The sequence below is a fragment of the Pseudomonas sp. BRG-100 genome, assembly GCF_000737955.1.
In the GTDB taxonomy this organism is placed as follows: Bacteria; Pseudomonadota; Gammaproteobacteria; order Pseudomonadales; family Pseudomonadaceae; genus Aquipseudomonas; species Aquipseudomonas synxantha_A.
In genome coordinates this window covers 3,856,675-3,879,638 of record NZ_JPRX01000001.1, presented here as the reverse complement: position 1 = coordinate 3,879,638, position 22,964 = coordinate 3,856,675, and the positions used below count along the sequence as shown (strand labels likewise).

At 59.4% G+C, this 22,964-nt stretch carries 27 protein-coding genes; 24 read left to right on the top strand and 3 right to left on the bottom strand.

Annotated features, from left to right (window positions below):
- Positions 1-10: 10 nt before the first annotated feature.
- Entirely contained in the window at positions 11-850 is an 840-nt protein-coding gene (locus JH25_RS10200; RefSeq protein WP_032881198.1) for a phage portal protein, read from the bottom strand.
- The gene (locus tag JH25_RS10205) at positions 789-2,849 is read right to left on the bottom strand and encodes a terminase large subunit domain-containing protein (RefSeq protein WP_032879151.1); all 2,061 of its coding nucleotides are present in this window, start codon (positions 2,847-2,849) and stop codon (positions 789-791) included. Before JH25_RS10205 ends, JH25_RS10200 begins: the two co-directional genes overlap by 62 nt.
- Positions 2,850-3,010: 161 nt before the next feature.
- Here JH25_RS10205 and JH25_RS10210 point away from each other — a divergent pair, with 161 nt between their 5' ends.
- The 24 genes from JH25_RS10210 to JH25_RS10320 all read left to right on the top strand — a co-directional run bounded on the left by JH25_RS10210 (position 3,011) and on the right by JH25_RS10320 (position 21,413).
- Positions 3,011-3,931 carry a GPO family capsid scaffolding protein gene (locus JH25_RS10210; RefSeq protein WP_032879149.1) on the top strand — a complete coding sequence of 307 codons (921 nt, stop codon included), beginning with the start codon at positions 3,011-3,013 and terminating at the stop codon, positions 3,929-3,931.
- Between the two features lies 1 nt (position 3,932).
- Positions 3,933-4,955 carry a phage major capsid protein, P2 family gene (locus JH25_RS10215; RefSeq protein ID WP_032879148.1) on the top strand — a complete coding sequence of 341 codons (1,023 nt, stop codon included), beginning with the start codon at positions 3,933-3,935 and terminating at the stop codon, positions 4,953-4,955.
- Positions 4,952-5,677 carry a phage terminase small subunit gene (gpM, locus tag JH25_RS10220; RefSeq protein WP_032879147.1) on the top strand — a complete coding sequence of 242 codons (726 nt, stop codon included), beginning with the start codon at positions 4,952-4,954 and terminating at the stop codon, positions 5,675-5,677. The genes JH25_RS10215 and gpM overlap by 4 nt, the downstream gene beginning before the upstream one ends.
- 97 nt (positions 5,678-5,774) lie before the next feature.
- Complete coding sequence (locus tag JH25_RS10225) at positions 5,775-6,245, top strand: head completion/stabilization protein (RefSeq protein ID WP_032879146.1); 471 nt, start codon at positions 5,775-5,777, stop codon at positions 6,243-6,245.
- Positions 6,242-6,691: a phage tail protein gene (locus JH25_RS10230; RefSeq protein ID WP_032879145.1), complete on the top strand. Its 450-nt coding sequence runs from the start codon at positions 6,242-6,244 to the stop codon at positions 6,689-6,691. The genes JH25_RS10225 and JH25_RS10230 overlap by 4 nt, the downstream gene beginning before the upstream one ends.
- Entirely contained in the window at positions 6,681-7,361 is a 681-nt protein-coding gene (locus tag JH25_RS10235) for a virion morphogenesis protein (protein ID WP_032879144.1), read from the top strand. Before JH25_RS10230 ends, JH25_RS10235 begins: the two co-directional genes overlap by 11 nt.
- 11 nt (positions 7,362-7,372) lie before the next feature.
- The gene (locus JH25_RS10240; protein WP_032879143.1) at positions 7,373-8,488 is read left to right on the top strand and encodes a DUF2586 domain-containing protein; all 1,116 of its coding nucleotides are present in this window, start codon (positions 7,373-7,375) and stop codon (positions 8,486-8,488) included.
- A 6-nt stretch (positions 8,489-8,494) separates the two neighbouring features.
- Complete coding sequence (locus tag JH25_RS10245; protein ID WP_032879142.1) at positions 8,495-8,944, top strand: phage protein; 450 nt, start codon at positions 8,495-8,497, stop codon at positions 8,942-8,944.
- Positions 8,944-9,162: a TraR/DksA C4-type zinc finger protein gene (locus JH25_RS10250; protein ID WP_032879141.1), complete on the top strand. Its 219-nt coding sequence runs from the start codon at positions 8,944-8,946 to the stop codon at positions 9,160-9,162. The genes JH25_RS10245 and JH25_RS10250 overlap by 1 nt, the downstream gene beginning before the upstream one ends.
- The gene (locus JH25_RS10255; RefSeq protein ID WP_032879140.1) at positions 9,159-9,365 is read left to right on the top strand and encodes a hypothetical protein; all 207 of its coding nucleotides are present in this window, start codon (positions 9,159-9,161) and stop codon (positions 9,363-9,365) included. The genes JH25_RS10250 and JH25_RS10255 overlap by 4 nt, the downstream gene beginning before the upstream one ends.
- Positions 9,362-9,895 (top strand): lysozyme, encoded by a 534-nt coding sequence (locus JH25_RS10260; protein ID WP_032879139.1) that lies wholly within the window; start codon positions 9,362-9,364, stop codon positions 9,893-9,895. The genes JH25_RS10255 and JH25_RS10260 overlap by 4 nt, the downstream gene beginning before the upstream one ends.
- Positions 9,895-10,347, top strand: a complete 453-nt coding sequence (locus tag JH25_RS10265) for a lysis protein (RefSeq protein WP_032879138.1) — start codon at positions 9,895-9,897, stop codon at positions 10,345-10,347. Before JH25_RS10260 ends, JH25_RS10265 begins: the two co-directional genes overlap by 1 nt.
- A 33-nt stretch (positions 10,348-10,380) precedes the next feature.
- Positions 10,381-10,668, top strand: a complete 288-nt coding sequence (locus JH25_RS10270) for a putative phage tail assembly chaperone (RefSeq protein ID WP_032879137.1) — start codon at positions 10,381-10,383, stop codon at positions 10,666-10,668.
- Positions 10,669-10,688: 20 nt separating this feature from the next.
- On the top strand, positions 10,689-10,832 hold the full coding sequence (locus JH25_RS28700; RefSeq protein ID WP_370881244.1) for a DUF6890 family protein: 144 nt from the start codon (positions 10,689-10,691) through the stop codon (positions 10,830-10,832).
- Between the two features lie 6 nt (positions 10,833-10,838).
- Entirely contained in the window at positions 10,839-13,151 is a 2,313-nt protein-coding gene (locus JH25_RS10275) for a phage tail tape measure protein (protein ID WP_032879136.1), read from the top strand.
- Positions 13,148-13,465: a DUF2590 family protein gene (locus tag JH25_RS10280; protein ID WP_032879135.1), complete on the top strand. Its 318-nt coding sequence runs from the start codon at positions 13,148-13,150 to the stop codon at positions 13,463-13,465. Before JH25_RS10275 ends, JH25_RS10280 begins: the two co-directional genes overlap by 4 nt.
- On the top strand, positions 13,462-14,634 hold the full coding sequence (locus JH25_RS10285) for a baseplate J/gp47 family protein (protein ID WP_032879134.1): 1,173 nt from the start codon (positions 13,462-13,464) through the stop codon (positions 14,632-14,634). The genes JH25_RS10280 and JH25_RS10285 overlap by 4 nt, the downstream gene beginning before the upstream one ends.
- A complete protein-coding gene (locus JH25_RS10290; RefSeq protein WP_032879133.1) occupies positions 14,631-15,155 on the top strand; it encodes a phage tail protein in 525 nt (174 codons plus the stop codon). Before JH25_RS10285 ends, JH25_RS10290 begins: the two co-directional genes overlap by 4 nt.
- Before the next feature lie 8 nt (positions 15,156-15,163).
- Complete coding sequence (locus tag JH25_RS10295) at positions 15,164-17,584, top strand: phage tail-collar fiber domain-containing protein (protein ID WP_032879132.1); 2,421 nt, start codon at positions 15,164-15,166, stop codon at positions 17,582-17,584.
- Positions 17,585-17,592: 8 nt separating this feature from the next.
- Positions 17,593-18,300 (top strand): DUF4376 domain-containing protein, encoded by a 708-nt coding sequence (locus tag JH25_RS10300; protein WP_032879131.1) that lies wholly within the window; start codon positions 17,593-17,595, stop codon positions 18,298-18,300.
- Positions 18,282-19,220 carry a hypothetical protein gene (locus tag JH25_RS10305; protein WP_236648055.1) on the top strand — a complete coding sequence of 313 codons (939 nt, stop codon included), beginning with the start codon at positions 18,282-18,284 and terminating at the stop codon, positions 19,218-19,220. Before JH25_RS10300 ends, JH25_RS10305 begins: the two co-directional genes overlap by 19 nt.
- The gene (locus tag JH25_RS10310) at positions 19,217-19,768 is read left to right on the top strand and encodes a baseplate complex protein (RefSeq protein ID WP_032879130.1); all 552 of its coding nucleotides are present in this window, start codon (positions 19,217-19,219) and stop codon (positions 19,766-19,768) included. Before JH25_RS10305 ends, JH25_RS10310 begins: the two co-directional genes overlap by 4 nt.
- A complete protein-coding gene (locus tag JH25_RS10315) occupies positions 19,765-20,469 on the top strand; it encodes a hypothetical protein (RefSeq protein WP_032879129.1) in 705 nt (234 codons plus the stop codon). Before JH25_RS10310 ends, JH25_RS10315 begins: the two co-directional genes overlap by 4 nt.
- Positions 20,442-21,413, top strand: a complete 972-nt coding sequence (locus JH25_RS10320) for a hypothetical protein (protein ID WP_032879128.1) — start codon at positions 20,442-20,444, stop codon at positions 21,411-21,413. The genes JH25_RS10315 and JH25_RS10320 overlap by 28 nt, the downstream gene beginning before the upstream one ends.
- Positions 21,414-21,449: 36 nt before the next feature.
- Here JH25_RS10320 and JH25_RS10325 read toward each other — a convergent pair whose 3' ends face one another.
- Positions 21,450-22,550, bottom strand: a complete 1,101-nt coding sequence (locus JH25_RS10325) for a DUF5677 domain-containing protein (protein WP_236648053.1) — start codon at positions 22,548-22,550, stop codon at positions 21,450-21,452.
- Between the last annotated feature and the right edge of the window lie 414 nt (positions 22,551-22,964).

The following is a 22,964-nucleotide window of genomic DNA, read 5'->3' as shown; positions in this document are numbered from 1 at the left end:
AATTCCTACATCAAGTAGGTGCCACCTCAATAGCAACCTCCCTCCACGCAAACCTACGATTCACCCTCAATGTGTCATTTAGCTGATTGAACAGCTGACAAATCGGCCGAATCTCGTTGCTGGTGTACACACGATCGATCTTCTCAATGTCCCCAAACCCACCGCTGTTTTCCGGGATGATCCCGGCCAGGGCTGGGTTCATACGCCACGCCGCGATCACGTCATTGCGCGTGATGTTCTTCACCTTCTCCAGTTCGTCCTTGGCCTGGAAGTCCCCCACGGGGATGATCTGGATGGCGTTTTCCTTGCCGTTGGGGATGTTGACGAACATCGAGCGGAAGTTACCCACACCCTTGCTGGCGCTGATTTGGGCGCGCAGGTTCTCTTCGTCTTCTTCGGTCAGGTCCGGGTCGTTGGTGTAGAAGATGTAACCCGCGTGCGCGCCGTTGCTGTAGTAGCGCCGGCGGAACAGAGTCGCGGCTTCGTTGAGCAACAGCGCCTGCAGACCGCCCAGGTAGTCGGGCACGCCATAGATGTTCTGTTCCACGTCGTAGTCCAGGACGTGTTCGATTTCGTCCTGGTGGAAGTCCATATACTTGCAGTCTGGCAGCAGCATCCTGAACCCGCCGTCGACCTTCACCCGCATGTTGATAGCCGGCAGGTGCTGCATCTCCAGCACTTCGCCAAAGGCGTTGGTATCGCGATAGAAATACGCTTCGCCAAACACCATGTAATCCAGGCTCGCTCGGCCCATGGTCTGCGTGCTGCAGCCCTCGGACGGGATGAATTCACGCAGCAGCAGGTTGCGCTTGAACTTGGGGATGGCGCCGTGGTGCGCGTTGGCGCGCAGTAGCTTGGCCAGGCCCGCCCGCGAAACCGGCGGTTTGTAGATTTCGCCGTCGTCGCTGAGAAACACCCCCAGGTACTCGCCGATGTTGCCGGACAGCACCTGTTCCGGTTCCCCGAAGGTGAACGCCCGCATGGGCTGTGGCTGTTGTACCTGCTGGCTGGCTTGGGGCTTTCTGCGTTGTGACTTGGGCATTGTTTCCGCTCGTGACGTAGCGGCTACGGCGCCGCTTGTTGGTATTGAGGGGTTCATTGGCCAGGGCGTGCATAACCGCCCAGGCGATATCGGCGTGGCCGGTGGCATCGGTGCGCGAAGCGCTGTAGGTAACCTGGCCGCTGGTGGTGGTGCCGCGCTTGATGGTCAGGAATGCCTGGGCGATATCGGTCCAGCCGGCATCCCACTCGATGCGACTGCCCTGGATCGTGTCCTGGGCCTTGAGCACCAGGGTGTTTTTGGTCTCAAGGCTGTAGTGGATCGGTGTCGCCTTCGCGTAGAAGTCGCGCACCAGGTCGAATACGCCGTAGCCCACACCAGTGATGTCAATCCCGATGTGTTGCACGTTGAAACGCTCTGTAAGCTTTTTGACCTGGGCGGCTTGGTAGGTGAACGAATGGCCCCGCCAGCTGTGTTTTTCCAGGATGCGGAATTTCGCCCCGGGTTCCAGTGGCGGGGCGACCACCACGCAGGTGGCATCGTCGCGGGTCCGGCTTGGATCGTAGCCAAGCCAAACCGGGCTGTTGCCGAACGGCCGATCCAGTTCCGAGTTGTAGTCCTCCCACAACAACAGGTCGGAATAGCAGCGCTCCAGATCCTTGAGCCCGAACGCGCTTTGGCTGCTGTCGATGAACTTGCACATGAACAACTGCTGGAATTTGTCGTCTTCATACTCCAACTGCAGCTGTTCCAGATTGAACAAGTTGCAACCGCCGGCAAGTGCATCCAGGACGGTGATGATCTTGCGCCAGTGCCCATCCGGGCAAAGCGCGCCGGCTGCGATCTGTTCGTCACTGGGCCACGGCTTTTTGGCGTCTTTGTGCTTGCCGTTACGGAATTTTTCCCCTGTCCAGAACGGGTACGCCTGATGTGAGACGGCACTGGGCGTTGAAAAGTAGGTTTTGCGCCACTTGAAGTGAGTGCCCATGGCGCTGGCGGTGTTGTTCAGCTTCTCAAAGTCGCGGATCCAGAAGTATTCATCGACGTAAACATGGCCATGATAGCCCTGCGCAGTGGCCCCGTTGGTGCTGAGAAAGCGCAGCTCGGCCCAGGGTTTGCCATCTTTGCTGAGCACTATCGGGTTGCCGGTTAATTCCAGGCCGAACCACTCTTGGGCAAAGGCGATGATGTAGCTTCGGAAAATTTCGGACTGGGCACGGCTGGCAGACAGAAAAACCTGGTTGTCACCAGTGAGCACAGCGTCCATGAAGGCTTCGCCGGCGAAGTAGTAGGTCAATCCCACCTGGCGACTTTTCAGAACGTTGCGGATCCGCATCGTTAGCGGATTCTGTTTGGCGGCGAACAGCTCCTTCTGGTAGTCGTACATCTTGCTGATGAACTTATCCAGAAAATCGACTTCGGTAAGTTCGCTGACGTCGTTCTTTACCTTCTTTTCTTTTTTTCGTCCGCCACCCTCGCCACGGCCGGAGCGCTCCCCACGCGCGCCCTGGCGGCGTTCCTGCGGTTCGCTGCCTGATTCCCCGCCCGGTGCCGGCGACGGCTTGACCGCTTGCTTTAACAAGCGCTCGCGCACCGTTGTCAGTCGGTCCAGCTCGTTGAGTTCGTCTTTGGTCAGGCTGCTGGCTTTGTCCAGGAGCAGGGTGATACGCCGGCCGACTGCAGTCAGCGGTTCTTCGTCCGACAGCATGTCCTCCCAACCGCCCTGGCGTATCCAGTAGTAGACGATGCGGATGTTGGGCAGGTTTAGCTGCGCCTGAATTTCCTTGGCCTTACAGCGACGCAGAAATAGGCGTTTAGCGGCTTCTTTAACTTCGGTCGAGTAGTACATGGGCCGCAGTCTATGCGGCGAAAACGCTGGAAACGCGGGGTTAAATTCCGTGATCCACCTATATCGTGAATATAGGAGAAACGCGCATTTGAACCGTTTGTTTGGGGCTTGGCGGCTCCCTATCGTGGCGGCTCATTCAGTGATTGAGCGCAGTCAAACCCATGCCCCGTTCCCTTGTTTCGTTCTGGAAACGTGTCGCCACCAGCGGACCCACCGTTGATGGGCGCGTGATCCTTCCCCAGGAACTGCGCGACATCGCTGAAACCTACAAGCCGTCCTTTTACACAGCGGTGATCTGGTGCGACCACGAGCGTTTGCCGGGCTCCCACGGCACCGTTTTCGCCGTGCGCCTGGTAGAAGAAGCCGACGACCTGGAACCGGGCGAAGTAGCACTCGAAGCGCAATTGAAGCCGAACGATCGCCTGCTGTACCTGAATGACCAGGGCCAGAAATTGTTCAGCAGCATTGAAATTACACCCGACTTTCGCGGTAGCGGCAGGGCGTATCTGACGGGGCTCGGTGTTACCGATCAGCCCGCAAGCGTTGGCACCCAGGAACTCTACTTTTCTCACAAGAACAACCGCGCCTCTTACTTCACCGCCTCGGTCGAACTCGGCCGGCTGCAGGACGGTATCTCAAGCACCGCCGAAACCGGACTGATCAAAGCCTTGACCGGCTTCTTCAAGCGTTTCGCTGCTGATGCGTTGCCCGCCGAAACCACTCCCCCCCAAACAGAGAGCAAACCCCCAATGGATGAAGCTACCGCAACGGCCCTTAAAGCCCTGCTGGAGCAGCTGCTTGTCGTCGCTGCTGGCATTCAGGCTGTGATTGAACCCGCCGCCGCAGATGCACCAGAACCCGAACAGGCACCAATCGACGACGTGAGCGCGGCAGTAGACGAGATCGTCACTACGGCCGAAGAAGAACGTGAGTTCCGCCGTGTCGGTGGGTCGAACAAGGCCGTTCTGGTTCAGCTGGAGAAGCTGCAAAAGCAGTTTTCCGCCCTGCAGAACACCTCGGCCGGTCGCCAGTTGCCACGCAACCCCGGTCCAGTAGCCGCCCCACGACGTAAGGTGCTCTGACATGGCCCAGCCATTAAGCGCCCGTGGCGCCAAACAGTATGCCGAGCTGCAAGAAGCGATGGCCGAAGCGTACGGCGTCGAGCGATCGAGCCGCATGTTCAGCGTGGAACCGACGATTGCCCAGGAGCTGAACGACGCAATTACCGCGAAAGCTGACTTCCTGGAACGTATCAACGTCGTCCCGGTAAGTGAGATCAAGGGCGAAAAAGTCTTTATCGGTGTGAATGGCCCGGTCACTGGCCGCACCAACACCAAGACCACCGACCGCGAAGCCAAGGACGCATCGGCGCTGGATAACACCCAATACGAACTGGCTGATACCCAGTCAGACGTTGGTCTTCCGTACGCCAAAATCGACGCCTGGGCGAAGTTTCCCGACTTCAAAGAGCGCTATTCCGCCGCCGTGCAGAAGCGTATCGCACAAGATCGGATCGTTATCGGCTTCCATGGCACTCACGCCGCTGTTGATACTGATTTGGAGAAATTCCCCAAGCTGCAGGACGTGAACAAAGGCTGGCTGCAGCAACTTCGCGAGCAAGCCCCACAGCAGGTGCTCAAAGAGGGGAAGACTGCCGGTAAGGTCACACTGGGCGCCGGTGGTGACTACGCCAACCTTGACGCCCTGGTGCACGACACCAAGCAGATGGTGGACGAGATCCTGCGCGAAGACGGCGACCTGGTCGCGATCATCGGCACCGATTTGCTCGCCTCCGACAAGGCCAAGCTGTACACCAAGCAAGGCGACACGCCGACCGAAAAAGAGCGCATCGAAAACGCCCAGGTCATTGCGACCTATGGCGGTCTGCCGGCTTTCAGCGTGCCGAACTTCCCGGTTAACGCAGTGCTGGTCACCAGTTGGGACAACCTGTCGATCTACTACCAGGACACCAGCTGGCGTAAGCAGACGATCGAGAACCCGAAGCGCTCCCGCGTCGAGGACTACAACAGCCGCAACGAAGGCTACGTGATCGAGCAGCTGGAGAAGATCGCGTTCACTGAAAACGTTGAATTGGTGGCGGCGTGAGTCTGGCCCTGGCGCACAAGCGCCGCACCCTGGCCTTGGGCAGCACTGCAGTAGCGGCGATGTCCGCTGCTGCAAGCTTGGCCTATACGCCGGCCGATGCACTGAGCAGTCCCGCCAATGCTCGCAAGCACCTGCTACTGCAGGAAGCGGCGTTGGACCAGGACCTGGAGCGAATCAGCGCCATTAACGGGCTGGCCGGACGACAGGCACTCAAGCGCGAAGAGCTGCTGCCCAAGTATCAGGAATACGTCCAGCGCTACTGCGAGTCGGGCCTGAACTTCCCTAACCGCGTTGCGGTGCAGGTCATGGTTTGGTTGTTCGATACGGCCCAATTCGATGACGCCCTGGAACTGGCGGACTTCCTGATGGAACAGGGACAGCAGATGCCGGAGCGTTTCAAGCGCCGCGACATCCAGACCTTTGTGGCCGACGCCGTGTGTGAGTGGGCCTACGCCGAATACAACGCCAGCCGCAGCCCTGAGCCCTATCTGTCCGACCTGCTGCCACGTGTTGACGGCGAGTGGACGCTGACCGAGCAGATCCCAAGCAAGTACCACAAGTTGATTGGTATGCGCGCCATGGAGGCGGAGCAGTGGGATATCGCGCTCAAGCATTTGGAACGCTCCACTGAGCTTTATGCCCAGGCCGGCAACAACACACGCATCAAACAGGTCCGCAGGGCCTTGGAAAAACAAACGGCTGCTAACCCGGCTTCCGAATAACCGACTACCCCCCCAGCGGGGACCTGTGGAAGTGAGCCGCCCATTTATGGACCGTCCCACTGAAAACAGGCTCCCCGCCCTATTTGAGCGGCCAGTAATGAGCTTTTCCGGGAAACCCACCACCTTTGTGGAACTGACGATCGAGAATGACGGCTTCTGGCCGGACCTTTCCGTGACCGAGTTTCAGAAAGAACAACGCGTGCCGGCGGAGTACCTGGTGGAGCTGCTGGTCGACACACTGAAAAGCGCCATGTTCGAAGTGAACACCGACCTGGCCCGCGTGAAAGCGAAGCTGCAGACGGCAGGGGTATCGAACCTGCAGGAAGCGGCCGGTGTGGACACCCCGGCAGAATGGGCTTACGCCTATAAGGTCACGCTCTATAAACGTGCTGTCTATAGCCGCGCCAAGGGCAATTCACTGCCCCAGTTCGCCACTGTCACCCGCCGCGAAAGCGCCGAAAACACCGGCAAGGAAGCGCCGGAGCGTGCTGAAACCTTCCTGGCTTTCAGTCAGCAGGCCGTGCGTGCGCTGCAAGGCCGCGGCCGCATTACGGCGTCGTTGCAATGATCCAGCTGCAGGCGCTGACCTCCTATCTGATGGCCCGTAACCTGGTTGCGCCTGAGCTATTCGACAGCTGGACCGAGCAGGTCAGCCTTGAGCTGATCTGGAAGCCCGACCGCGACGGCCTGCACATGGCTGACATGCGCTATCGCGCTGTGTTCTCGCTGGAGAGCTTCACTGGCAACCCCGCGCGACTGATGGCCCTGGTCGGCAGTTGGCTGGAAAACCATGATCCCGATCGGGACCGCCACGAATTGCCGGCGCCGCTGTTCGCAGTTGAACCCCTCGACCAGGACAGCTTCGACGTAGACCTGTCCTTGGAATTTATCGAACCGCAATACCTGGCCGAAGATCCCGCCGGCGAGATCGAGGCGTTCGGCAAAACCTGGGCGTTCGTCCCCTTCGATTTGTGGGTAGCTGAGCAAGGCGAGGTGGGCAGCGATGGCCGCTAATCCGCTCGCCCTTGATGTCAGGGGCATGGTCAACGTCGACGCCCAGTTGGCGTTGCTTGAGCTGCCGCCCCAATTGCGCCGGCGACTGCTGAACAACGTGACCAAGCGCGTGCGGACGATGAGCCGCAAGCGGGTGCGGGAACAGAAGAACCTGGACGGCACGCCGTTCGCTGAGCGCAAGGGCTCGGCCAAGGGCAAGAAGAAGATGGAAGCCGGCCTGGCCAAACTGCTGCAGGTGACCCGCGTCAGCTCCGACGAAGCCGAACTGGGCTGGAAAAACGCCCTCACCCGCTGGGTCGCCGCGCAGCAGCACAACGGCGTCAGCGAGCGACGTACCGCCGCGCAGATGCGGCGCTGGAACAAAGTCCCCCCAGGCATCGCCTGCACCGACAAACAGGCCAAGCGTCTGCGTCGTTTGGGCTTTCGTGTCCGCCAGAAAGGCAAGAAGGCGCTGGCCAGGCCGTCCGTGGCCTGGATTCAAGAGCATGTGAACTACGCCAAGGCCGGCTTGCTGATCCGCATTTTGAACGACGAACGAACCGAAACAACGGGCGCGCAAAGCTGGGATATCACCCTGCCAAAACGCCAGTTCCTCGGTGTGGAGAGCGGGAACGAAACCCGCGCCCTGGTTAACCAGGTGTTCCAACAAATCCTTAATTCACCCCGCTAACGAGGCACACCATGGCACTTGGCAAGGTCAGCGTTAACAATCTCAATCTGGGCCAAGGCGCCGTGACTGAGATCGAGCGCTATTTTCTGTTCATCGGCCCCGGCCCGAAAAACGCCGGCAAATTGATCGCCCTTAACACCGACAGCGACCTGGATTCCCAGCTCGGCCTGCCGGCCAGCGACCTGAAAACCCAAGTCACGGCCGCACGCTTGAACGGTGGCGATCGCTGGGCCTGCCTGGCAGCGCCAATCGGCCCCGAAGGCGACTGGCAAACAGCCTTGGAGCAGTCCCAGCAACAAGGTTTTTCTGTCGAGGCCGTGGTTATCACCCAGCCGGTGACCAAGGGCGCTGAACTGTCAGCGATGCACGACGCCGCGATTGCGCTCGGCAACGTCTATGGGCGCCGCGTGTTCGTGATGGCGGCCACGCCTAGCCCGACGCCGCTCCAGAGCTGGTCTGAATACCTGGTGGACCAGAAAGCCATCGTGGACGGTCTTGCCGCTCCCCGTGTGCTGGCCGTTCCTCAACTGCACGGCAATGACCTGGGCGTGTTGGGCGGTCGTTTGGCTAACGCTGCAGTGAGCATCGCAGACAGCCCCATGCGAGTGGCAAGTGGTGCCGTTTTGGGCCTGGGGGCGGTGCCTGTGGACAAGGAAGGTATCCCGTTGCCGTCCTCGATCCGCGCCGAGCTGGATAAAGCCCGCTTCTCTGTCTCACAGACCTATCCCGATTACCCAGGCGTGTACTGGGGTGACGGCAACATGCTGGACACGCCGGCCAGCGACTACCAGGTGATCGAGTATCTGCGTCTTTCAGACAAGGCGGCGCGCCTGGTGCGTCCGCTGCTGATCCGGCGCGTGGCTGACCGTCGCTTGAACAGCACCGCTAACAGCATGGCGGTGAACGTCAACGCGCTGATGGCTCCACTTCGCAAGATGGCCAAGTCGGTCAAGTTCGCCGGCGAGGTGTTCCCGGGCGAGATCGAATCGCCGAAAGACGGCGACATCGTGCTGACCTGGAAGAGCAAAACCGCCGTTGAGGTGTACATAAAAATCAAGCCCCACAACTGCCCGAAAGACCTCACGGCGAACATCGCCCTGGACCTTTCCACCGACGATTCGGAGTAACCCCCCATGTCACGTATTGGCGGCAAGAACTTCGACGTGAACCTGGGCGATCTGCAGGTCCACGTCGAGAGCTGCACCCTGGATATCACCGACAACAGCAAGACCGCGCAAACCCGGGGCGTGCCTGACGGCTACGTCGACGGCGACGTGTCAGCTGCTGGTGAGCTTGAGTTGGACTCGGCCAACTTCGGTTTGCTGATCGACGCGGCACGCGCTGCCGGCAGTTTTCGCAAGCTGGAGGCGTTCGACTCGGTGTTTTTCGCTAAGGCCGGCGACGACGAGCTGCGCGTTGAGGCATTCGGCTGCAAGTTGAAGGTTTCCAGCCTGTTGAACATCGATCCCAAGGGTGGCGAAAAGACCAAGCACAAGGTGCCGTTTGAAGTCACCAGCCCGGACTTTATCCGCATTAACGGCGTGCCGTACCTGGATGCCACCGAGATTGAGGGCATTAGCTGATGGTCTGCCCGTTCGACCGCGCCCAAGCCCTGGAACAACGTCAGCGGGACCAGGCTATCGACGCCCAGTTGGCCCAAGCCCGGCGTGAGTCAGCGGGCCCAAGCCTTACTCACTGTCAGGACTGTGACATCGAGATTCCCCCGGCGCGCCAGGCGCTTGGCGGCAAGACCCGTTGCGTACCGTGTCAGTCTTTTTTCGAGAGAGGAATGCAGCGATGAGCGCGAATCAGGCGGCCCAGGACACCGCCATCGCATTGGCAAAGGCGTCGCCTGCGATCGGTGTTGCGGCCACTGGCGCGACAGGGACCGTCGATTGGTCGGCTGTCGCCTACATGCTGACGGCCCTTTACATGGTGCTGCAGATCCTGCTGCTGGTTCCCAAGTATCGCCAAATGCTACGCGACTGGAAGGTGAAACCATGAGCCTGCGCGGCAAGATCGCCGCCGGCGCCATTGCGCTTTGCAGCTCCACGCTGGTGGTGTTCCTGGGCACCTGGGAAGGCAACGGCCAAAACACGGTTTACGCCGACAAGCTGGCCCGTGGCCTGCCGACCGTATGCAAAGGCATAACCCGCCATACAAGCCCATACCCCGTGGTTGTGGGTGACTACTGGTCGGACGCCCGGTGCAACGAGGTCGAGCAACTGGTGATCAGCAAAGGCCAACTGCAACTGGCCGACTGCATCACCAACCAGGACGTGGGCCAGAACACGTTCGACGCCCTGAGCAGCCATGGCCACAACTTCGGCAACCCCAGCACCTGCGCCAGTCGCGCCGTGGGCTTGATTAATGCCGGCCGCATCAAAGAGGGCTGTCAGGCCCTCGCCTGGGCGCCTGATGGCAAAACCCCGGTGTGGGCCTTCGTCACCACCGCCCAGGGCAAGAAGGTGTTTATCCCGGGGCTGCACGCGCGCCGTTTGGCGGAAGCGGCTCTGTGTGAGGTGGGCCTGTGATGCGCGAAGGCACTTTCATCCTGGTGCTGTGCCTGGTGGCCTGGTTCGGCTTTGGCCTGCTCGAAAGCCAGCGCGACACCGCCCGTAGTGAGCGGGACGCCGCTGTGTTCGAAGCCAGCGGCCTACGCCAAGCGGCGCGCATCAGCGGCGAGATGCTGGCCGAGCGTGACGCCATCGACCTTCAACGCACCCAGGAACTGAACGATGAACGCACTGAAAACGACAGTCTGCGCCGCGCTGTTGACGCTGGCCTTAACCGGTTGCGCCTCAACGCCACCTGCAGCGCCCGAGCCACCCAATCGGCCAGCACCAGCGGCGTGGCTGATGCAATTACCCCCGAACTCACAGCAGACGCTCGACAGGATTATTTCACCCTCAGAGATCAGCTTGCCCTCAGTCGGCAAATGATCCTGGGCCTGCAGGACCACGTGCGCCGGGTTTGCCTGCGCTGACTCACCACTTTTAAACCTGAATGGAGTTACACCATGACCGATACACGCGATATCACCCTGGAAGTAGGCGAGAAAGAATTTACCTTCGCACTGACCCCGCAGGACGTGACCAAGTACTTCAACGCCGTGACCCAAACCAACAAGGTTTCGCCGGCCAACAATCTCCTGGTAACCACCGTCAAGCAGGAAGAACGCGCCAGTCTCAAGGCCCAGTTGGGCAACCCGGTGCTGGTCATGCAACTGGCCGGCGCGCTCCTGGAAGAGTACGGCCCGGACGTTGAAATCACCGTAAAAAAGCCCTCGACCACGCCGAACGACTGACCGAAAACGGCCTGGGCCAACTGGTGGCCCTGGCCGGTCGCTGGCTACCTGGTGCCGAACCCACCGCCGAGGTGATGGGAACGGCCAAATGGCTAGAGGACGAGCACTGGCGGCGGATGGAAATTGCCATCGCCAATGGTATCGCCTACGCACTCAACGGATAAACATCGATGACCGACCGTAGCGCCCGCCTGGCCTTCATTTTGAGCCTGACCGATAAGGTCACAGCCCCTATGGGCAAGGTGAAGACGAGCTTTTCTGACTTGGCCCAACAGGGCCAAAAGAACATCACCCAGATGGGCCTTGGCCTGGCTGGGATGGTGGGCGCCGGCGTGGCCATCACCCAGTCACTGGAACCGGCTTTGGAGATGAACCGCGCCCTGGGCGAAGTCCGATCGCTGGGCGTGGCCGAAGATGCGCTGAACGCTCTGAACCGCAAATCATTGGAGTTCTCTGTCGCTTATGGCGAGAACGCCCGGGATTTTGTCGCCTCGGCATACCACATTGAAGGTGCTATTAAAGGGTTGGTGGGCAATCAACTGGCGACGTTCACCAACGCCAGTGATGTGCTGGCCAAGGCCACCAAGGCCGACGCAGACACCATGGGCACCTACGTCGGCACCATGTACAACCTGTTTAAGGGCCAGGCCGACGCCATGGGCAAGGGCCAGTGGGTTGAAACGCTGGCCGGCCAAACTGCGACGGCGGTGCAACTGTTCCGCACCAGTGGCGAGCAGATCGGCGAAGCGTTCAAAGCGGCGGGCGGCCTGGCCAGCACTGCCGGTGTGAGCTTGGCCGAACAAATGGCGGTGCTGGGCACGTTGGGCGGCACTATGGACGGCGGGGAGGCCGGTGGCCTCTATAAGTCGTTCTTTGAGAACGTCAGCGGCGCATCGGAAAAGCTCGGCATGTCCTTTGTCGACCAGCAGGGCAAGTTGCTGCCAATGATGAACATCCTGGACAAGCTCAAGGGCAAGTTCGGGGATCTGTCGATCGAGGCCAACGGCAAGCAACTGCGCGACGCCTTTGGTGGTGAAGCGGCCCGCCTGATCACTACCCTGATGGGCGACACCGGCCGCTTGAAAAACGGCATGGAGCAGTTGGGCAATGTGCGCGGCCTGGAGAACGCCGAGCGTATGGCCAAGGCCATGGTGGACCCGTGGCAACAGTTCGGTGCCGCTGTGCAGGCCCTGCGCATTGCCTTCGGCCAGTCATTGATCCCGATCCTGGCACCGCTGATGGATCGCCTGGTGGGCATTGCCAGCACGCTGACCCGCTGGACCCAGTTGTTCCCCAACATCACCCGTGTGATCGGCATCACCACGTTGGTGGTGTTCGGGATCATCGCCGCCATGTCGTTGCTCACTTTGACCGTGGGCATGTCGAAGATGGTCTGGCTGGGCCTGGTCACGGTGTGGAAAGTGCTGACCATGGCCGGCCTGCGCAGTATCGCCATGTTCCTGTACCACACCGTGATGGTGATCGGCTTCGTGGCCGGCCTGGTGCTGATGGTCGCCTGGATGGGCCTGGTTAAGGGCGCCATGCTGCTGTGGCAAGGCGCTATCTGGTTGGTTAACACCGCGTTGCTGGCCAACCCGGTGACCTGGATCGTGATCGGCATCGTTGCCCTGGTCGCGGCCGTGGCGGCGGCAATCATTTACTGGGACCAGTGGACGAGCGCGCTACTCAACAGCGAGGCGCTCAAATGGGTCAGCGGCCAACTGACCGCATTGTCGGATTGGTTCGACTCGATGGGTGGTTGGTCTGCCATGGCCAGTGCGGCCTGGGACGGCATCGTTAGCATCTTTAAACAGGCCATCAATGGCTTGATCGAGATGTTGAACAAGATCCCCGGCGTGAACATTGAGGCGGCGTTTGGTGACATGCCGGCGGCGCCGGAGTTGCCGACGATCAGCGCGCCCCAGGTCGAGGCGCCGTTGTTACCCCAGTTGGTAAGCGCTCCCCAGCAACCCATCCAGGCGCCGCCCCTGATGCTGTCTGCTACGCCAAAGACACCGGCGCCGGCAATGCCAACACTCAACGCGCTGCAGCCCCAGGCCCAAGCGCCGGCCCTGGTGCTTGCACCCGTACCGAAGGCCTCTGCGCCGATCGCCCAGCCACTGACCGCGCCCGAAGCCCCACGTACAGCGCCGGCCTTAGTGGCCGCGCCAGCATTAAAAAAACCGGCACCGATAGGGCCGCAGTTGAACGTCCCGCAGCCAACCCAGCCGCCGGCCCTGGTCACCGCATCTAAACCGACCGAAAAGGCCGAGCAAAGCCAGCAACGAATCAACAGCGCAGTGACCAGCCTGTCACCCAAGCGGCCGGACGCTGTGCCCCGTGGCGGCCTGCTGGCCAGCATCCAGAACAACAGCCAAACCCAAAACAAGGGCACGCATGTGGAGAACGTCAACATTCACACCGGTAAACCGATGAACCCTCTGGAGCTGGAAGGCATGTTGGCCATGGCGGTGGGTGGATGAGCGAATACATCGACTTGCTGATCAGGGACAACGACCTGGTTCTGGATCCATCGCGTCAGCCGTTGCTGATCGAGGACCGGGCCAGCATCGCCCAGGACATCGCGCACATGATCCGCGAGAGCGGCTTGCTGGTCACGTTGGTGGCCGAGCGCAGCAAGTTGCGTCAGCGCGACTGCATCCAGCAGCTGGAATTGCTGGTAGAGGCCGATGCACGCCTGGTACCGGGCACAGCGCTCATTAAACAAGTGGAGTCTGGCCGGTACCTGGTCACGGCGAAAACGCTGAAATTTGGCGACATCGAGGTGGCCTTGTGACCGACGTCGATTTTAAACAGGCGCTGGCGGACGGAGGCATCCCGGTCACTGAGGAAGGCTTGCGCCAAGCGTGGGAAAAGGAAGTCGCGGCCCAGGGCAGCAAGCTGAGCAACACAAGCGCTTACTCACCGTTCTGGCGGGTGATCACCGCCTTGGTGACCAAGCCGGTGCTATGGCTGATCAACTTTGTTAGCGGCACGGTCCTGCCCAACTTCTTTGTCAAAACAGCCCGCGACAAGTGGCTGGACACGCTGGCCTGGGCGGTCAACGTCGAGCGCAAAGGCGCGACCAGGGCCAAGGGAATGCTGTTGTTTACCCGTGATGTCGCCGGCGGCGTGCTGCAGCTGCCGGCCGGCATCCAGGTGCAATCCGCGGCGATTAATGGTCACGTTTACCAACTGGTTACTACCCAAGCGATGACCTTTGCCGATGGTGTGCTGCAGTTGGAAGTACCTGCAGAAGCAGAGGAAGTTGGCAGCGGCTACAACTTGGCCCCGGGTTACTACGCCATCTTGCCGGTGCCCATTGCCGGCATCGTCCAGGTGGTCAACACCGATGGCTGGCTGATTGCACCAGGTGCAGATCCTGAGCCCGACGATCAGCTGCGTTTGCGCGTGCGCAACCAGTTTTCGGCGGTCAATCAATGGCACACCGACGCGGTGTACCGCGCCATGATCGCCGCCTTTCCAGGCGTGCGGCCGGACGGCGTTTACTTCCTGCACGGCGCACCTCGGGGCCCAGGCAGCGCCAATGCCTACGTGTTGTTTGAAGCTGACGTGCCGGCAGCGACGTACCTGGAGCAAATCAACGCCCACATCCGCGACCAGGGCAACCATGGCCATGGCGATGATTTGTTGGTGATGGTGATGCCCGAAACCCAGCACGCACTGCGTGTGTCGTTGTGGCCCCGGCCCGTCTTGACGAGCGAGCAGCGCACCAAGCTGCAGGCCGAGGTAGATCAGTTTATTCGTGCAGCCTTCCGTGAAAGTGGAACCGGTGACTACCAGCCGACCCTGACCTATCCGCAGGCACGCTTTTCTTTCAGCCGCCTGGGCGAAGAACTCCACCAGCAGTTCAACGGCATTGAATCGCTGCACTTCGACAATGACGACATCGTGTCTGAGCTGACCATTCCCCGCATCAGCAGCCTGCAGGTGGTGTTGCCATGATCAAGCTCGGTTTGCCGTTCTGGCTCGATGGCCCGCAGTTGGCGAAGTTGAAAGCCGCCGCACAGTCTTGGTGGGAAATAGTGGAGGGCTGGCTGCAGTGGCCACTGCTGCAGATGGACGCCGAAACCTGCCATCTGACCGTTCTTGATTTGCTGGCCTGGCAGCGGGATATCAGCCGCTTCAAGGACGAACCAGAAAGCCTGTACCGCTTGCGAGTCAAGTTCGCCTTTCTCAATGCAGTCGACGCCGGCAGCACGGCAGGGCTCAAGCGCATTCTGCAGCGCCTGGGCGTGGGCTACGTCGAGATTGACGAGCGTATGGCCGATCGGGACTGGGACGTGGTGCTGCTGCGCCTTTCCGATTCGCAGCTATCGCAGAACCCCGAACTGCTGCGCGTGCTGATTCAGCAATACGGCCGCACATGCCGGCGCTATGACTTCGTGACCATCACCCCCGTATCGCTGCGCATCGTCGCGGTGGACTTCAACGACGACCAGCAAACGCTGATCGCCAGCCTGTAGGAGCCCCAATGGGAGCCAGTATTACCCTTGCAGGTGAAAGCCTGATCGCCCATAAACTGGGCTCGAAAGAGCGCCTAGATGTCGTGCGCTTTGTGTTCGCCAATGTACCTGGCCTGGACCCGAACGCGCCGGTTGATCGTGGCGCCGCAAAGCCGCCGGCAGCGCAGATTGTGCATACCTACGCGATCCCGCCACAGAACATCGGTTTTGTGAACCCTAACCAGGTGGTCTACAGCTCGATGTTGGGCAGTGATATCGGGGACTTTGACTGGAACTGGATCGGCCTGGAGACCGCCGAAAACGTTTTGCTAGCGGTGGCCTATGTGCCGCTGCAGCAGAAGCGCAAGAACATTCCTCCGCTGCAACTGGGCAACAACGTTACCCGCAACATCCTGGTGGTGTTTGACGGAGCCCAGGCACTGACTGGCGTCACCATCGACGCCAGCACCTGGCAGCACGACTTCACCGTGCGGCTTAAAGGCATAGATGAACGTGAGCGCCTGAGCAATCGAGATGTATTTGGCCGTGCCTGTTTCTTTGGAGCCGCGTTCCAGGTTGAAAAGGTCGGCCAGGGATACCAGCTTGCACCAGGTCTGGCCTATATCGAGGGGGTACGCATCCAATTAAGCGCGCCGTTGCCCTTGGCCCTTCCTGCAATCCCGGTGCCCGTGTGGCTACATGTTGCGCTACGCCGCGAGTTAAACGATGTCGTGGCGACTTGGAGGGTGGTTTTTGATCCTAACCAGGTCGACTACGTGGACAGCGCCGGCACCCAGTATTTTTGTATTTCTTTGGCGTCTATCACCAGTACTGCAATCACAGACCACCGGACGGTTGAGCCGATCACAGGGCCGCTGATTCAATACCTGGCTGCGCGCAACGGTGACTATCAGAACTTGCGCGCCAGGGCGACCACCAAAGGCGATGTGGGGCTGAGTAATGTGCCCAATGCCATCAGCGACGATGACGACACCAATAGCAGCTCTATCCTGGCTACCACCAAGGCCGTGTATACGGCTCGTTGGACGCTGCAGAACGCCATCAACAAGTTGATAAACGGTGTAACGCCGGCCGGTAAGGCCAAACAGCTGGAGACTGCACGCCGGTTGTCGGTGAGCGGGGCGGCTACAGGTTCGGCAACCTTTGACGGCACTGCCGATGCCACCATCGCTATGACGTTGGCAGATACAGGGGTAGTGCCTGGAACCTATACGAAGGTGCTGATTAATGCCAAAGGTCTGGTCTACGGAAATGAACGCTTGGTGCGAGGTGATATCCCCGCCCTGGACTGGTCGATCATCACCACCGGAAAGCCCACAACGCTGGACGGGTACGGCATCACTAACGCGCTGCCACTGGGGACCACAGATAAGCGCCCACAACTGTATGCGCCGGTGCCAGGGCGTACTTACACAAGCGGGGCGTTAGAGATTCGAGAAGCACAATTGGTGTATGACGCTCAACGCGGGTTTGATTACGCGCCGCGTATGATTTTTCACTGGGCAACTGTGGTGGCCGGTGATTTGGCAATGGCTGCTAGTGGCCAGCTTTGTTGGAATGGTAGCGCCATTTGGCATAGCGGCAGCTTTGATCCAAACACCAAAGCGGACAAAGCCACAACCTTGGCCGGTTATGGCATCAAGGATGCTATTCAAATCGGCAAGTACGGTCTGGCTTCGAACGTAGCTACCGAGGCGGCGATTGACACCATCGGTCTACCAGGTGGTTTCTATTACTTTGGTGAAGGAGCCACCAGTTTTTCCCAGTACGCGGGGTTGGTAAATATTCCCTACGGCAGTGGCGAATACGCTGGGCAGATAGGGTTTGTACAGGGACGGGCAGAGCCTCGTGTGTTGATCCGTTCTGTGACAAACACTGAAAAGGGCTGGACGCCAACACGCGAGGTTTGGCACACAGGCAACCTGAACCCCAGCACTATCGTGCCTGCCGGTGCCATTGTAGCGTTCGCTATGGACGTCCCTCCTACCGGTTATCTCAAGGCTAACGGTGCCTTAGTTTCCAGGGCCATCTACGCGGATTTATTCGCCCAGATCAGCACCTATTATGGCGCCGGCGACGGCGTCTCTACCTTTGCCCTGCCTGATCTAAGGGCGGTATTTGTCCGTGGCGCGGATGACTCCCGAGGTGTTGACCCGGGCCGCAATTTTGGCTCGCTGCAGAGCAGCCAAAACGCTTCGCACAGCCATACCGCCACCAGTGATGTGCAGGGCGAGCACTCCCACGGAATCTGGCCGATCGCGCTCAATATCGCCACAGGTCAAGGTGCCGGACACTACTCGGTAGGCGCTAATTTGTCGGCAAACAGCACAGCTGCAGGCGCCCACAGCCACAACATCACAGTAAACGCGTCCGGCGGCAATGAGTCGCGGCCTATCAACGTCGCGATGATGTATTGCATCAAGTATTGAGGTTCAACATGAAAACCAAAATGGTCTACCAAACCAACCAACTGGGCCTTTATGTCGGCCAGGCCGAGGCCGAAGAATCGCCTCTGGAGCCTGGTGTGTTTCTGATCCCCGGCGGTTGTGTCGAGACGGCGCCACCGAAGATCCCGGCAAACAAAGCAGCCTGCTGGAGTAACGGAAAATGGAGCCTTGTTGATTATTTTGACGGGCTCATCGTCTACAGTATCACTACCGGTGAACCGCAGACGATCACCGGCCTGGGGCCAATTCCCAGCGGCTACACCGTGAAAAAGCCAGGGCCTGACCAGGTGTGGAAGGATGGCGAATGGGTAGACGATATCGGCGCAATACTGGCCGCGTTGTATGAACAAAAGCTGCAGGAGATCAACACCGGCTGTAATCGTCATATCGAGAGCGGGTTTATCTCCAGTGCATTGGGCGAGCCATACCGTTACAGCAGCCAGATGGATGACCAAATCAATCTGACGGGTATGGTCTTAAGCGGCCTGGATGCTAGCTACGCTTGTTTCGATGCCAACCAGGTGAAAGGTTTTCTCCCGCATACAGCGGCCCAGTTGCACCGGGTGAGCCAGGACCTGGTCCGCTTCAAACAAGCGGCGCTGCAGCACGCCGACAATCTCAAGCAAGACTTGGCCATCGCGCTTAAAGATAAAAAGCTCAAGGTCATGAAGGCCATTAAATGGGCGCCGCCGGCATGACCTGGAACCCGGTCACAATGCGCTGGCCAGACCAGGCCACCCAATGGATGGGCCAGCTGTCAGCGGCCAAGGATCTGGCCAGCACTGAACAAGCCAGTACCGCCAAGCGCTTGGCGGACCTGGACGGCAAGACCAGCAGCAACCCGGGGCCGGTGGGCGCCGCCGCTCAAGGCGCGATCGTTGCCGGCCGTGGGGCATTGGCTGATCAGATGGGCGAGGCCCCGGCGTGCCTGGTGGTGACGCCGTTTCAAAGTGGTATCGGCCAGGGTCGTGGCTATCAGCGCTTCCTGTCTGCGCCGAACCTGCTGCAGCAACTGGCTGGCAAGCTGGTGGACGTGAGCGACACCGGCCGACCGGATGGCCCCCAGTTCGCGCTGTGCCTGATGTTCCTGGCCACGCGCTTTGATCAGTTGGCCGAGAGCCTAGCGCGCTTCAATGCGCTGTTGCCCATACCTGACCTGGTGCGGGCCGAGCGCCGCGCACGGCACCTGTCGAAGCTGGAGACGGAAAAGTGGGAGATCCCCGCCGCCGGCACTCTGCCGCGTTGGCAGGCGTTGCCCCTGCAGCGCTGCACCGTGGTCAAGGCCGCGCAGCAATCCATGTCTGGCCAGCTCGCGGTCCTGGAGAGCTACGCGGCCGACAACTCACCCATGGCCGACCTTGTCGCGTTGGCCAACCGCAAGGCGGCTCAACAGCAGGGCCGGGATCAGCAACTGGCCGACCTGAAAGCCTCACTCGCCGGCGGCAACCCTGACAGCAGTATGCGTGCACGCCTCATCGGCCCAGGCAACGCCGCCGAGTTGCGCCAGGCGCTGCTGGCCGGTGACGCCCCGGGGCATGAATGGGTGCTGTGTGCCGGCGCGCTCCTGGTGGGATCGGAAAAAGGTTTGAGCTTTGTTCGTGAGTTGGTGGGCCTATGACGCTGCTACTGGATGGGCAAGAGGTACGCGGGAAGAACCTCAAGGTCACCGGCAATCTGCGCATTGAGAGCGACGATTTGTCAGGCCAGACCAGCAACACCGACAAGGGGCACAAGGGCTTCAAGCCCAAGACCCTGACCGTCAGCCTCATGATTCCCTTCGTTGACCAGGTGCAACTGCGCGACCTGATGCGCCTGGTGGAAGCGACCGAAGGCGGTGGCCAGCTCAAGACCTACCGCATCGTCAACGACACCGCCGCCGCGTTCGGTATGCGCCAGGTGACGTTCACCGAAGGCGTGAGCGCCCGAGAAGACGACAACCTGCGCGGCTGGCTGATCCAGTTCACCCTGACTGAAAAGCTGTCGAACCCTGAGAAAGTCGAAGGCCGGCGATCGGGTAACGCCGTCACCGCGCAGTCCGGCCCGGGCGGGGCAGTGAGTGGCAGCGGCGGCACCGGTGGCGATACCAACAGCGGGCCGGAGGAACTGACCGGCTTTGAAGCCACGCTGAAAAAGGTGGACGGCTGGCTGGGCGGGGCTAACACATGAAGCTGCACAAGGAGTTGGCCATCAACGGCGTGCCCTACGTCCTGGTCAAAAACGAAGTCCGGCTGGACGCGAAAAGCCCCGGCCGGGCGACGTTCACTATTCAAGCCTCGGCGCCGGTCAAGGGTCTGGTAACGCTCGATATCGGCTACAACGGCAATACGCTGCAGCGACACTTCATTGGCTACGTTGAACGCTCCACCACGGCCAGCAGCACCCAGCAGGTGCTGTTCTGCCGCGAGTTGGCCGCGATCCTGGCCAACCCGTTGCCGCTGAACCTGCGTCACGTCGATCTGCGCGCCGTCCTGGTCGAGATCAGCCAGCACACCGGATTGCGCTTTCGCGTCCCGGATCGGCCCTACGCCGGCGTTAAGGCGCCGTTCTTCTACAGCCTGGCCGCTGGTTACCAAGCCATGGACAGCCTGGCCCGGGTTTTCAATATCCCCAACTTCATCTGGCAGCAGCAGGGCGACGGGGAAGTGTTCGTGGGCAGTTGGGCCGACAGCTTCTTTGGCGTTCGTTCGCCGCTACAGCTGCCGGTGGAACTGTTCGACGACTACCAGGGCAACCAAAGCGCGATGATTGCAGCCCTTCCCGGGTTGCGACCAGGTGCAACAATCAACCACGGCGAGCGCATCACCAGTGTGGCGCTCATCGACAACCAGATGGCCATCCGATGGACGACGCAATCCGCCGCAGCGTAGAACGACAATTTCCCGAACTCACCGGTGGTTACCACCTGCCACGCTTTGCCCGCGTTGTCGCCGTGGCCGACGCCCCGGCCGGCGCTGGCATCTGTGACGACTTCCGGCCACGCTATGCGGTCGACATCGAGGTCATGGGACCGGACGGAGAGCCAGACACCAAGCTGCCGATCCTGGCGGGCGTGCCGTTACCGCTGCCCACCGGTGGCGAGGAAATGGGCATCTATGCCTTTCCAGAGGAAGGCACCCAGGTTGTGGTGTGCTTCGCCTATGGCCTGCCCCACAAGCCCTATATCCAAACCATCCTGCCTCACGGGCTGAGTATGCCCAGCGTGCCGAAGGGGGATCAGGTGTGGCAGCACAGCGAGGCGTGCCAGCAGCGTGTGGACGCCGATGGCAACTGGCTGCGCCAGACTGACGGCAAGATCCACGACAAGGCGATCGAGCGCGAAGTGGACGCCATGGGTAACACTGAGCGTTTCCAGAATCACACCAGGACGGTGGATGACCATTCAACTGAGTCAGTGGGAGGTATCAAGACGATCGAGGCCCTGGGTGCGCTCAAGCTGCTATCGGGCGGGTCCGCTAGCCTGGCGGCTGTGGACGATCTGCACCAGGCTACTGGGCGGGACTTGAACCTGGTGGTGGGGCAGAAGCACAACGCCACAGTGGGCGGTGACATGCAGGAAAGAATCGAGGGGCTACGAAAGAGCGTGGCAGCGGTCAGCCAGCGACTCGTCGCTCCCAAGACATGGGTAGGGTCCGAGGGTGTCAACGCGCTGCAGGTGCTATGCGATTTGCTCGACCTGGTGCAGCAGATGAATACCCAGCTGGCTAGTCACACCCATGGGCCGACGCCGGTACCGGGAAACGCAGCGGCATTCACGGCCAACGCTGGTACCGCTACTTTATTGGTCACCAAATTAAAACCAATAACCCTTTAATACCTTCCTGATACCCGACAGTTGATAGCGGCTTATTTACTGGGCTAAGTTGCCCTTCTGGCGCACCGCATCACCTTTAGCCTGAAGTGCAGCAGAGGCATTAGATACCTCTTGTTTTAATATCTCATGCCACAACCACAAAACAGATATTCTTACTGAGGATTGGTGACTTGGATATGCCTTTAGTAACGACTCCGTTGCATAGACCAAAGAAAGACTGGTGCACTGTATTGGTTCTATCAAGCCCTCATCTGAAGGCCCCGCCAATATAATATCCGCCCTTGACATTGATGTCCCCAACTTAAAACCGATGCTATCAATGCCAGCGTGCACATACTGATTCGCAAAGCTAAAATGGTTTCGCAAGAAACTTAACTTAACAAATTTCTCCACATCTACGAACGTTAAATTTCCGTTACCTTTAACGGTATCACCAAGTGCTTTTCTTGCCCAGCCAAATTTTTTCTCAAAGTTTGGCTCGTATTTACCTAGAACTTCCTCTTTCTCTTTCTCAAATCCAGCTATTTTCTCATCAGAAAATGAGTCGAACTCCAATTCGTTTCGACTATTGTACTTCGTCGCAGCATCTAGGCGCATGACGCTCTGGAAGTCAACAAATCTACAGGCCAAGTCTTCATCGCCCTCGCAAATAAATTTAGTTGTTACTGATGTCTCGTGAAGCGTCCTCCATCTGGCAAACGCACCATCAGCGTACCCACCATGTAACAAGTGAGAAATCTCTTTTCCGACTTGGACGCAGCGAGCCTGCAAACGTGTTGCAATGTTAATTTTTACAGTTCGCTGACACTCCGAAGCAGCCATTTGCTGCCGAAGTTCCTCCACTATCTCCGTACAAATATAGAGGAGACTATCTAGTCTTTTAAGCGGAGCCTCCCAGGTTGAAAAAATATTCCTCCTAAATTTTTCGTAATAATCATACTGCTCAAACAGTAACGCATCCTTACCTTCTTCTAAAGTCTGGTAGAGACTGAGAGAAAAAAACTGATCCAGCTCTTCTGGATTTTCTTGGACATAGCTCTTTATTCTTTCTAGCTCATCAGCACTTAACTCTAACTTGTCCATTAACTCGCGAAACAGCTTCATATGCGAATTGAATTTACTCTTATCTACAACCACTGCACCGCTCCTTTTCATAGTTTGAAACGACTGTCTGGACGTGGGTTATCAATGCTTGGCAGGTGCGCTGCGAAAATACGACATCCCTGGCCCCAGAACTGCAGTGACAAGGCCAACTCAAGCCCACATCGTCTATGACTTCATTGTGTCTGACGGTTGTACCTCATCCAGCAGCATCGGGGCCAGAGGCAATGCTGAACGGCCAAACCGGCCGCTGAATTGGCGGCGACAAACAGAGAGTGGGCCATTCAGCTCAGCTGTCAGGGAAAATCACCTGACGAAGAAAAAAACTGTCAAAAAAGCACTTATCCCCCTCCCGCCGACGGGCTTTGCGTTGGTTTTTTGTGCAAACCATCAGGGTGGTGCAATCAAGGCTCCAGGCCAGGCCGGGTGTGGGGCTTCATGGGGTGATGG